Source organism: Flagellimonas onchidii, assembly GCF_004804315.1.
GTDB lineage: Bacteria > Bacteroidota > Bacteroidia > Flavobacteriales > Flavobacteriaceae > Flagellimonas > Flagellimonas onchidii.
On record NZ_SRXX01000031.1, the window covers coordinates 1 to 10,825 of the forward strand.

The following is a 10,825-nucleotide window of genomic DNA, read 5'->3' on the forward strand; positions in this document are numbered from 1 at the left end:
ACAAACATGCCTCCTAACACATTATTTTTCCTTCAATATCGCCCCCCACAAAAAGACGGGGCGGGTTGAACGGGAAAATAATGACAAAAAAGTTCAAATTTAATTTGGTAAGTCCATAGAATACTTACCAAACTTTTACCTATGCAATGCCTATGGTAAAATCATAAGATTTTGAATTCTTTTTTCTCCCAAGTAGTATAATAGATTTTACCCCCAGTAACTGTAGCGTATTGCAATAAAATATTAGCGATTTGGTATTTTTTAATCCATCTTGTCAAAATATAAGCCCTATCAATTCTATCAAAAATTTTATAAGCGTTCTCCTCAGTCGAGGTTACTTCTCTATAAATATGATTTTCAGACGTTTTCGAACGATTTCCAATAATTTTTATTTCAAAAAAGGATTTATGCGCCATAAAACGTATTTGGATAAGACTATTTTGAGTTCATCTTTAAGGTGATTACCACTTTCATTTGGGATATATAATAAAACTAAGGATTGTTTGAGTCATTGAAAAATTGAATTAAAAGTAAGTAAGGGGGCAAAAGCCCCCTTAAAGTTTAAGGTGTGGGTTGTGATTTAGGTGTTGTTTGAACAACTACTTCTTCACGAGCTTTTGTTTTAAAAGCGACCATATCACCAAAGTTCATTTTAAAAGTATCATCTTCAGCAGGCTCAAAACTTGCAATTTTTACCTGACAAGGTTGACCATAGATTTTCGTATTCACATATAATGATGGTGAGTTGTTGCCCTTGGAATCTTTTTCTTGACGAAGAATGAGTTCTTCCAATCCGAAGTTAAGACCCTCTCCATTTTGGTGTTCCCACATAGCTGCAATTTTGATGTTAATTGCCGGATTGAAATCTTCTGATTTTACAAAAAGCATGTGGGTAGGACGTTTTCCTTTAGTTTCAGTTTTTTGTGTTTTGGTAGTCATGATGTACTCCTTTTTTACAGTTTTCAGTTGATGAAGCGAAATCAACATCAATATAGAAAGGATTTGGTCGAAACCACACGGTTTAGGTGCGCGGCCAGTGAAGGCAAATCCCTATGTTGGTGTTATCAGCTAAATCAACAACTGAGGGCTGTTGTAAAAGAAGAGATTTTTGTTGACTACGCACCTAAAATTTAAATGTGAGGGAAACTCTATCCAATATTTTATAAATTAGGGCATCTTATTCCAGTGCGTAGTTTTCAAAGCATCCCCCATGTAATTAGGACTGTTGCACATAAATTATGGGGGGACTTATGATTCGAATGTTTCAAAGCCAAACGGCTGGGCATGCCAAAAGCTATTTTCGTGATGCACTTTCCAAGGCAGATTATTATATCAATGACCAAGAACTGAACGGAACATTCAATGGAAGGATTGCCCATAAGTTGGGACTTGAAGGGCAATTGGTCAATAAAGAAACTTTTGAAAAACTGTGTGATAATATCAATCCCAAAGATGGCGGGTCTTTAACGCCCCGTACAGTAAAAGACAGACGGGTTGGGTATGATATTAGCTTTCATGCTCCAAAATCGGTTTCCATTGTTCATGCATTGAGCGATGATGACAAAATCATGCAAGCTTTTAAAACGTCTGTTCATGAGACTATGAATGAAATGGAATTGGATATGCAAACCCGTATCCGTTCCCAAGGGCAATATGATGACCGTTCAACGGACTCCCTATTATGGACAGATTTCATTTACCAAACAGCGCGACCAGTAGATGGACATCCTCCTGACCCTCATTTGCATTGCCATTGCTTCACCTTCAATGTGACATATGATGAAGTGGAGAATCGTTATAAGGCTGGACAGTTTCATAATATCAAAAGAGATATGCCCTATTATCAAGCTCGTTTTCAGAAACGGTTGGCTGATACACTTTCCAAAATGGGCTATGGCATTCGAAAAACTAGAAGTGGATTCGAATTAGCCGTAGTTCCTCAAAAAGCGATTGACCACTTTTGCAAACGCACCAATTTGATAGGTCAGGTAGCTAAGGAAAAGGGAATTGTTAATAGAACAGAGCTAGATAAACTTGGAGCAAAGACCAGAGGCAAGAAACAGAAATCACTTTCGATGCCTCAACTACAAGTCCTCTGGCGTAAGCAGCTTGAAGAAAATGAAATTGCGGAAACTACTAGAAGTGAAACTAGAACTACTGATAAAACTCTTACCACTAAAAGAACAATAAACCATGCCATTGACCATGTATTCACCCGTTCATCAGTAAAACGAGAACGTCAAATCTTAAGTGAAGCTTATCTACATGCCATCGACAATAAAGTTATTTCAATGGAAAGTCTGGATAAAGCTTTTAAGAAAGATGATAGGGTTTTCAAAATAAAATCAGGAAATGAATTTTTATGTACCACCGCTCTTGTACTAAAAGAAGAACGAAAAATGGTAGAGCTAGCCCGAAAAGGTATAGGAAAGTTTAGACCGTTCAACCCTTTGTATGAATCTGGAATGAACAAATATTTAGGCTATGAGCAAGAAATTACCATGGACCATATTTTAAAATCCCAAGACCGATTGACCATGATTAGAGGTGGAGCGGGAACAGGTAAGACCACTCTTATTAAATATGCTATCGGAGAAATCGAAAGGAACAAAAAAAATGTTATTCTGTTAGCTCCAACAGCAGACGCAGCACATGAGGTATTAAAAAATGAAGGGTTTAAAAAAACGGATACTGTAGCTCGATTTTTAAAAGACAAAAAACTTCAAGAACAATCTGTAGGACAAGTGATTTGGATAGATGAAGCTGGAATGTTGGGAACAAAGGATATGGCCGATATTTTGGGAATAGCCCAGAAAAACAATGCAAGGGTTATTCTATCGGGTGACCCTAGACAGCATTCTGCGGTTAATCGTGGTGATGCGATGCGTATACTAAAAACTGTTGGACAGATACCACAGGCCAGCTTGGAACATATATATCGCCAGAGAGAAGATAGATATAAAGCTGCCGTTGAACATATTAGTAAAGGAAATATACTTTCCGGCTTCAAGCAACTAGAAAATATGAATGCTATCCAAGAAATCGATTACACGTCTATTTCCAACAGGCTTACCGATGATTATTTGAAAGTTGTTGATGGCAAAAAATCTGTTTTGGTGATTTCTCCAACCAAAGACCAAGCTCAAAAAGTAAACGCCGAAATCAGAAAGGGTCTTAAAGAAAGAGGTAAGGTCTACAAGCGAGAAAAATCTATAATAATATTGGATAATTTACACCTGACTGATACCCAAAAGAAAGATGCTAGGTCATACCAAAAAGGAGATGTTATTCAAGCGCATCAAAATTTAAGGGGACTAAAAAGAGGCGGTAAGGCGGAAATTGACCGTATTGAAGATAAGAATGTCTACTTGAGGAGTGGTGAAAAAGAAACCACGATTTTAGATTTATCCCGCGCCGCTCATTTTGATGTGTATCGCAAAAGAGAAATCACCTTGTCCAAGGGTGATGAAATCCGAATTACCAAAAACAGCTTTGATGAGAATAAACAACGTATCAATAACGGAACAGTTTTGAATGTGAATTCAATTGATAAAGAAGGTCGAATGACGGTTTACAAAAAATCAAAATCCAAAAACAAGGAATTTATCCTTCCCGCTGATTTTGGCAATTTAGATTATGCTTATTGTTCCACCTCATATATCGCCCAAGGGAAAACTGTTGACCATGTTCTGATTAACCAACCAAGTACAACTTTTCCAGCCAGTAATCAGAAACAGTTTTATGTTTCAGTATCGCGTGGTCGGGAAGGAGTTCAGATTTATACCGACGATAAGGAAAGCGTGCTGACCCAAATCCAAAAAACAGGAGATAGACAAGGGGCAACCGAACTTATTGGAGGTTCAGACGTATTTCCTAAAACCAGAAATATTCAAATAGTAAGAGAAAATCTTGATTTTGAAAAAACTATAAAGCCAAACAAGGAGTATGAGCCAGACCTATAAGTTCAAAAGTCTTAGCATTACCAATAATGATAAGATCAAAGATAATTATCAAGAAGATGAAAATTTAAGTGTATTTGCACTTGGAGAAAGTAAAACTATTGATTTCAGGCTAAAGGGTGGGTCAAGGCAATGTTTTCATTATACTCATTTCATATCAGCATGGATGGGCAAAGAAGATGAATTACAATTTATCAAAATCTTTTTTTCAACGCATTTAGTAACGATTAAAGGGTATTGTTTAGAAGAGCTCTATGATTGCCTGATCGAACATAAGGTCAAAAATATCACTGAGTATGACGAACGATATGCTAGTATGGTAGAAGAAAGTAAAGTTTTTGTGATTGAAATTGAAATTTCTTGGAAGAAAGATAGAGAAGAACACGAAAAGTAATTGATTAGACTCATAACACCTTGAATATTCTTGCATTTTTACCTAGATAAATAAAGGAACTCCAAATTTTATTTGCTCCCTTTTGAAAATAATAAAAAGGGTTGTTTAGCCTTTTAGCGGGAATAATTTGGCTTGCACTTTATGAACACATAAGGTTCAAATGATTTCAAAAAGCTTTTAGAACTTAGAATTTTAAAATCTTGCTGAATTATCAATTTGTTGGGGTCATTATTTGGCTTGCATTTAATACCAATTAATTTGTGGGCCATAGTAAAAATTTCCTGTAAAAACCTCACATATAGCTTATTGGATATACTATGCTCTAAAAAAATCATCTTACCACTTTCTGAAAGTATTTTTCTTGCTTGATGGAAAAACTTTTCAGGATTTTTTAATGAGCAAAGGATAAAAGATCCAACAATATAATCGATTGAATTTTCCTCTATTTTTGCATCCTCGAATCTTTTTTTTTCAAAAACAACACTATTGTTTTCTGTGCTTGCATTTTTCGAAATTTTCGGATCTATTACAATTAATCGAACTTTTGACAAGTTATAAAAAGAGTAGTCTTCATCGTTGGGACTTCCAACATGAACCACTTTGCCTTCTAGTGAAGCAATCTCTCTTCTCAAGTAATCTTCTTTCAAGAATTTTATGTAATTCTTCTTTGATTTATACATGTTCAAGTATCAATCATTAAGTTCTCGATTTTCGGAAAGAAATAAAAATATTTGATAGAACAAGGAAACCAAATGTAAAAAGACTTGGGAATAGAACGGATTCGGGTTTATCATTAATGATGCCAGAATATGCAGAAGCGACAAAACTTAATATTGCAAAAATAAAAGCTAAAAAAATATGTTCTTTTGAAAGTTTGAACAACTTAGAATAAATGAGTACTACCGATATTACAGTTGTTAACGAAACTAATTGTATCACATAAGTAAGAAAATTAGAAAGATATAGGGCAGTTAAAACAGCAATAATCGATATAATTATCATAGTAATTCTGGTTCTATTCACTTCCTTTTGCTCATCATTCTCATGGAACTCATCTGACCTGGTTGTAAGCAAACCAAATTTGCTGATTTGTGAAGAAACAGCAAATAAAGAAGAGTCAATTGAAGACATGAATGCCGCAAACATAGCAACCGAAATAAATGGAAGAAAACCTTTAGGTGAGGTCTGCCTTAGAATATCGTAAAACAATGTTTGTGGATTATCTACTCCCCCATTAACAAAAGCGGATAAGCCTATTAAGATAATCGGAACAATAAAAACTGTTATTAATCCATATGAAACAAAAATTCCCTTTTTGATTTCCTTAGTGTTTTTAACAGCATAATATCTTTGCCACATCTCAGGTTGAACTAGAATTGTCAAAAATTGAGCTATTGCAAAACTTACTGCTCCTAGAATAATATTTGTGTCAAATAATTTTGGACTAATAGAAGAAATAGTAATTGAAGAAAAGTCTACATACATAGCCAATCCAAGAAATAAAAACATCAGTATTCCTTGGAAAATATCAGTGTAAATCTCCACTTTAAGACCTGCAATAAATGTATAGATTAGAACTATAACACCTACCGATATGGTTGAAATATATTTATTCCACCCTATTAGCTCTGAGAAAATAGTAGAATTTACAAAAAATTGTAAGGAGATGAATATGAATAATATAATCGCTAACGAAACATTAAGTGTTTTGGCATTTTTTAATCCAAATTCAATATTCGCATAGTCTATAATTGAATTGAATTTGGTATCATTCACCCCCTTTTCGCGTTGTTTTTTAATAAGAACGTATATGACATAAAAAGCCATAAAAGCACCGATATATACAAGTAAAACCCAAGGGCCAAATAGATAAGTAAAAGTAAGCCCAACAACTAGATTGTAAGAAGAAAATAAAGATGCAAATAAGGAAATGGACATTCCGCGCCAACCAATTGAATTAGAAGCACGAAGAAAATCGGAAGCCGTATTACTTTTTGCCAAAAAAGTAAGAACAATTAGGATTGCGAAATAGATTCCTAACGCTATGCCGACACCTGTATCCATATTTAGAACTTTATTCCAGTAATTAAGCCTTTAGGTATTTTCACGACACTTTCCCCTTTGCCCACTTTATTTCTTATTTGTTCTGGTAATTCATCAATATCTGAGAACTCACCGATTACAAATAACTCACCATTTTCATTGGAAAAAACTGACGGACAACCTAATCCTGCACATCTAAATTCTTTTGGTGTTAATTCAATTATTTTATTTTTTTTCATGGTACATTTTCTTTTATTAACCAGTAAATAACAATAATAGTTCCAAAAATAAACACAGATGCTTGAAACTAAGCAAACCTATGACTTTTATTAGAAAAATTATAATCCAAAATATTACCGAACAAGGATACATGATAGTCATCAACTTGAGAAAGTCAAATCCTTCGGTACCTGGTTTTTCAAAGTTAGGAACAACATCAATTCCTAGGCAATTTTCATATCGATTTATTACCTTGTTTAGGTATTTGAGTTGTGATTTTGTATTTCTGATAAATTGATTAAAAAGAATCCAGCCTATTATCATTGACAAAGGAATCAATAAAATGATACTACCTTCCTGTAAATTATAGTAATGGTATGCGATTATAACTTGGCCACTCACTACAAAAGACGAGATAGCCCAAAAATAATTGTCAACATGTCGTGACCATCTATTGGCTTCATCCAGAGCTAAAAAAAACTTCTCTTGATTTCCTTTTTCATTGTTTTGGTAATTTAGATGCTCCTCTTCATTGGGAGCTGATTGTTCGATTTTCTCTTTATCGGACAAAACTTCTTCATCCTTTGAATTTTCTTCTGCCATAAATGAAAAATTGATGTAACGGATATCTTGAGTGAAAATCAGCTAGTTTGCCTTATCCTGTAATATTAGTGCTTATTTTATTAAAAAGTTACAATTCAAAGAAATAAACTAAACAGTTATTGTTTTTCGAAACTATTGCCTTAGAAACTTTAAAAACAGTAATTTAGAGGTCTTTATTTCATATGGCATGAATTATTTTCCATTTATTAATACAAATGGTGGCTATGCCGCTAAACAATATTACGAGACACTATTGCAAATCAAAGTAGGTCTTAACGATTCCCCATTGCTTTTAACAAAAGAATCTTCTGACATTCTCACTTTTACAACTGATTATTTTGAAGAAAGCAAAAAGGAATTGACTACCAGGGGAGCGAATTTAATTGAAGAGGATATTTATACCATGAAGTTTAAGGATCCCTTCGGACTAGAATTTTTAGTCGAGAGAAGGCTTACTCGATGAACTTCCCATTTTTCACCGAGGTGTCCTTATTTTTTGACATTATTTAAACCCTCAGATACTAGTTCAAATTACGAAAAGGAATTTACAAGTTATTCTACACAGGTTATAATAATGCCATAAAAACAACCACAAACTATTTGTGATTTGATGGATTTATAAAAATGGTTTAGGAACAAGAAGTTGGTCTGTGTAGAAGTTAAAATACTACTCCCTTCTAAGCAATAGGTTGCAGGTTCGAATCCTGCTGGGACCGCCACTTCTTTTGATTTCATGTGCGTACATATTGCACTGTAAACCCCTATAAATAAATCCAAAAAATCATATGGCAGCTCAATTTTTTAGAAAGGGGTCTTTCATGAGTTTTCAAGAGATTTCACAGAATATCGGCCTGAATACAGCCACGGAAACATCCACGGAGGAAAAAAAGGGACGTGGGAGTCCCCGAAAAAACACCATAATACTTAATCATCAATCCATAGAAGAAATCAAGAATGTCTCGAAAAACACGATTTTTTGGTTTGATGGATTAAGAGGATTTGGTCTTCGTGTAACACCAAAGGGCATAAAAAGTTGGATTGTTCAGTACCAATCAAATGAACGGTCAAGGAAAATCACCATAGGGCGTTACCCGAAAATGTCACTGAGTGAAGCAAGACAGCTCTATGTCGATATGAAACTCAATATTGAATTTGGAGCAGACCCAGTAGAGGAAAAACGTCAAAGAATCCAACGCCAAAAAGAGGATATTACACTTTCTGAGCTATTGGATTTATATGTTGACCACTCCATGAAAACAGGCAAAAAAACCTATGACAATGAATATCGGATTATCAAGAATGGATTGGGTGATAAAATAATCAACAAACGAATTTCTCAAGTAACGTCAAAAGATATTGCAATGGCTGTGAGAAAAAAAATTGAAAACAATTCACCTTCAATGGCAGTCAGTCTTCTAAAGTACACCAAGCGACTTTTCAATTACGGAGCCAGTTTGTTTTTGTTGGAACAGGCATATAACCCATGCATTGGTATAAAGGCTAATGTTCCCAAAAGGAAAAGAACAAGACATTTAAGTCCAAAGGAAATCTATCAGTTTTGGCATAATATCGAAAGATTTCCCGTTGCTAGAATTTTAATCTTGGCGTTGAAATTTTTGCTTTGTACTGCTGCCCGTACTGTTGAAGTGCGGACAATGCGTTGGCAAGATATTGATATGATTGAAAGGATTTGGACAATGCCGACTTCTAAAAACGGACGGATGCATCGTGTTCATTTATCTAGTTTGGCGATGGATATATTACATGAAGCCAGAATTTTTAATGGGAATAATGAGCACGTATTTGCTTGCGATAAATATAATGGTCGTAGCCAGCAAATAACTGATAACGCAAAATCATTTAAGGTTTGGACATTATCACAAGTATTTCGTCATCATTTTGAGAAATTGGGAATAGCCCAACCATTTTACCCTCATGATTTAAGAAGGACTGGAGCAACATTGATAGCTGGACTTTTTGGCCGCAGGGATTATGCGTCAATGGTTCTGAATCACACAACATCAGATGTCACGGGAATTTATGATCATTATTCATATGATGTTGAAAAGAAAATGGCTCTGGACACTCTCAACAGAGCACTTTTATTAATCATAAAGAGTCAAAATGTGGAGAGTGTCCCTAGTTTTGATACTATTCGTTCCAGTATTTTTCAAAATCATGAACAAAAGCCAATAAACGGAATTCCTAATCTTGTTGATAATTCTCAGGGTCTTCCAGCCAGTTTTTCAAATCCTGTAGTCTATAAGCTTTCCTACGGCCATGATGATTTAAAGCGATTAACTTAGGAAATCGTCCAGCTTTGCGCTCTCTGTATTGAGTGACTTTATCCAAGGTAGTCGCAATTTCTGCTGTTTTAATGGATGCAAACGCGTTCATTTTCAGAAGTAGTTGGGCTACAACCTCCGCTTCTTCATCGGGGTCAATTAAAATAACATTATTGTTGGTGATGGTTTTGATCATATGCTTTTCCTTTTATGATTGAATATTGGACAAGGAAATAAGGCCTCATTACACTCTGATGTACGCACTCGACTGAGTTGATTTTTGAGAGAATCAGGATTTTTAATGTTGATTGAGTGAAAATCAATGGTACTCGTCAATTTTTTGTACCCTCCTAAACCTATGTATTAATTACATAATGCAACTTAAAGTTGAGAAAACAGATTCTTGTTTATGGAAACTTAACTTTTGGGTGCGTATGCTCTCCGACAACAGAGTTTTAAACCAAGCGTAGATAGGAGGTTTCCATGAATATGAACTTTAACTACCCGTTTAAAACTAGAAATGACTTTCTAAGAGAAGTTGTGAAGCTGCTAGTTCAACGTCGGTTGGAATTGGGTGTAACCCAAGACGAGCTGAATCATATGTTGGGTGTGGCGGACCGTTTGGTCAGTAAATGGGAATGTGGGGTGAGAACACCTTCATCTTTCCATTTGTATTGCTGGGTTGATGCGTTAGAAAGTCAGATGACTATCGTGGCCAACGATAATAATCTGCCAACACCAGAAGGTACGACAGAGAAGGCTCTAAATGACAACCTGTTGTTTCAGGTTCATCAAAATAAAGAATAGTCATTAAACTATTTCCCAACTGGAGAAAGGCAAGAAAAGAGAATTCTTAAACGGCAGTCCCAAAAGCTTAGGCGTTTAACTTCTCTTTTCTTTGCTTCTCTAATACACAAGGAGATGAAAAATTGGTCAAAGAAAGAAACTATATCAATGCTATTGTTGAATTTTATGACGATGGTATACAAACTGAGGTAATTTTCAAAGTTGGTGAAATCGACCACGAAGATGATATGCATGTTTTTGCATATTTAAAATCTGAGGATGAAATTGAAGAATTGGTTACAAGAGGCAATTCAGAATTTAAGGTATTGGAATATTGGAGGGGTGTCAGAAAAGACGTTAAGCCATTGAAGCCTTACAATCCCAAGGAATGGGATGAATTCTTTAGTGTAGTTGTAATAGTTAAGACTTAATCTGACAATCTTAATAAATTAGTTTAACCCTTAAATTAGATTTGTCAGATGAGTACAGAAGAAAAGATCATCAAACCAAAGTTAGGATTATTAGAACTTGCCAAA

At 34.9% G+C, this 10,825-nt stretch carries 13 protein-coding genes; 6 read left to right on the plus strand and 7 right to left on the minus strand.

Annotated features, from left to right (window positions below):
• Positions 1-161: 161 nt before the first annotated feature.
• Both E4661_RS18375 and E4661_RS18380 read right to left on the minus strand, forming a co-directional pair.
• Complete coding sequence (locus E4661_RS18375; protein ID WP_136468928.1) at positions 162-416, minus strand: hypothetical protein; 255 nt, start codon at positions 414-416, stop codon at positions 162-164.
• A 145-nt stretch (positions 417-561) separates the two neighbouring features.
• Positions 562-939, minus strand: coding sequence for a hypothetical protein (locus tag E4661_RS18380; protein ID WP_136468929.1), 378 nt, complete (start codon positions 937-939; stop codon positions 562-564).
• A gap of 299 nt (positions 940-1,238) precedes the next feature.
• Here E4661_RS18380 and mobF point away from each other — a divergent pair, with 299 nt between their 5' ends.
• Together mobF and E4661_RS18390 are read left to right on the plus strand one after the other, a co-directional pair.
• Positions 1,239-3,962, plus strand: coding sequence for a MobF family relaxase (gene mobF, locus E4661_RS18385; RefSeq protein WP_136468930.1), 2,724 nt, complete (start codon positions 1,239-1,241; stop codon positions 3,960-3,962).
• Entirely contained in the window at positions 3,946-4,353 is a 408-nt protein-coding gene (locus E4661_RS18390; RefSeq protein WP_136468931.1) for a hypothetical protein, read from the plus strand. The genes mobF and E4661_RS18390 overlap by 17 nt, the downstream gene beginning before the upstream one ends.
• 113 nt (positions 4,354-4,466) lie before the next feature.
• Here E4661_RS18390 and E4661_RS18395 read toward each other — a convergent pair whose 3' ends face one another.
• Genes E4661_RS18395 through E4661_RS18410 form a run of 4 tightly spaced genes read right to left on the minus strand, consistent with a single transcriptional unit; the run spans position 4,467 to position 7,218 of the window.
• Complete coding sequence (locus E4661_RS18395) at positions 4,467-5,000, minus strand: methyltransferase domain-containing protein (protein ID WP_205728983.1); 534 nt, start codon at positions 4,998-5,000, stop codon at positions 4,467-4,469.
• A gap of 49 nt (positions 5,001-5,049) precedes the next feature.
• Positions 5,050-6,417: a sodium:solute symporter family protein gene (locus E4661_RS18400; protein ID WP_136468933.1), complete on the minus strand. Its 1,368-nt coding sequence runs from the start codon at positions 6,415-6,417 to the stop codon at positions 5,050-5,052.
• Between the two features lie 2 nt (positions 6,418-6,419).
• Positions 6,420-6,635 (minus strand): hypothetical protein, encoded by a 216-nt coding sequence (locus tag E4661_RS18405; RefSeq protein ID WP_136468934.1) that lies wholly within the window; start codon positions 6,633-6,635, stop codon positions 6,420-6,422.
• Positions 6,636-6,651: 16 nt separating this feature from the next.
• Entirely contained in the window at positions 6,652-7,218 is a 567-nt protein-coding gene (locus E4661_RS18410; RefSeq protein WP_136468935.1) for a hypothetical protein, read from the minus strand.
• Between the two features lie 187 nt (positions 7,219-7,405).
• On the opposite strand from E4661_RS18410, the gene E4661_RS18415 reads away from it, so the two are divergent.
• On the plus strand, positions 7,406-7,681 hold the full coding sequence (locus E4661_RS18415) for a hypothetical protein (RefSeq protein ID WP_136468936.1): 276 nt from the start codon (positions 7,406-7,408) through the stop codon (positions 7,679-7,681).
• Positions 7,682-7,770: 89 nt separating this feature from the next.
• Here E4661_RS18415 and E4661_RS19335 read toward each other — a convergent pair whose 3' ends face one another.
• Positions 7,771-7,953 carry a hypothetical protein gene (locus E4661_RS19335; protein ID WP_205728984.1) on the minus strand — a complete coding sequence of 61 codons (183 nt, stop codon included), beginning with the start codon at positions 7,951-7,953 and terminating at the stop codon, positions 7,771-7,773.
• Positions 7,954-8,003: 50 nt separating this feature from the next.
• Here E4661_RS19335 and E4661_RS18420 point away from each other — a divergent pair, with 50 nt between their 5' ends.
• From E4661_RS18420 to E4661_RS18430, 3 genes are all read left to right on the plus strand, one after another.
• The gene (locus E4661_RS18420) at positions 8,004-9,524 is read left to right on the plus strand and encodes a tyrosine-type recombinase/integrase (RefSeq protein WP_136468937.1); all 1,521 of its coding nucleotides are present in this window, start codon (positions 8,004-8,006) and stop codon (positions 9,522-9,524) included.
• A 519-nt stretch (positions 9,525-10,043) separates the two neighbouring features.
• Positions 10,044-10,310: a helix-turn-helix domain-containing protein gene (locus E4661_RS18425; protein ID WP_136468938.1), complete on the plus strand. Its 267-nt coding sequence runs from the start codon at positions 10,044-10,046 to the stop codon at positions 10,308-10,310.
• Between the two features lie 122 nt (positions 10,311-10,432).
• Positions 10,433-10,720, plus strand: coding sequence for a hypothetical protein (locus tag E4661_RS18430; protein WP_136468939.1), 288 nt, complete (start codon positions 10,433-10,435; stop codon positions 10,718-10,720).
• Positions 10,721-10,825 lie beyond the last annotated feature (105 nt).

Coding starts and splice junctions, on each gene's coding strand:
- E4661_RS18375 (WP_136468928.1), bottom strand. CDS start 416: ATGGCGCATAAATCCTTTTTTGAAATAAAAATTATTGGAAATCGTTCG.
- E4661_RS18380 (WP_136468929.1), bottom strand. CDS start 939: ATGACTACCAAAACACAAAAAACTGAAACTAAAGGAAAACGTCCTACC.
- mobF (WP_136468930.1), top strand. CDS start 1,239: ATGGGGGGACTTATGATTCGAATGTTTCAAAGCCAAACGGCTGGGCAT.
- E4661_RS18390 (WP_136468931.1), top strand. CDS start 3,946: ATGAGCCAGACCTATAAGTTCAAAAGTCTTAGCATTACCAATAATGAT.
- E4661_RS18400 (WP_136468933.1), bottom strand. CDS start 6,417: ATGGATACAGGTGTCGGCATAGCGTTAGGAATCTATTTCGCAATCCTA.
- E4661_RS18405 (WP_136468934.1), bottom strand. CDS start 6,635: ATGAAAAAAAATAAAATAATTGAATTAACACCAAAAGAATTTAGATGT.
- E4661_RS18410 (WP_136468935.1), bottom strand. CDS start 7,218: ATGGCAGAAGAAAATTCAAAGGATGAAGAAGTTTTGTCCGATAAAGAG.
- E4661_RS18415 (WP_136468936.1), top strand. CDS start 7,406: ATGAATTATTTTCCATTTATTAATACAAATGGTGGCTATGCCGCTAAA.
- E4661_RS19335 (WP_205728984.1), bottom strand. CDS start 7,953: ATGAAATCAAAAGAAGTGGCGGTCCCAGCAGGATTCGAACCTGCAACC.
- E4661_RS18420 (WP_136468937.1), top strand. CDS start 8,004: ATGGCAGCTCAATTTTTTAGAAAGGGGTCTTTCATGAGTTTTCAAGAG.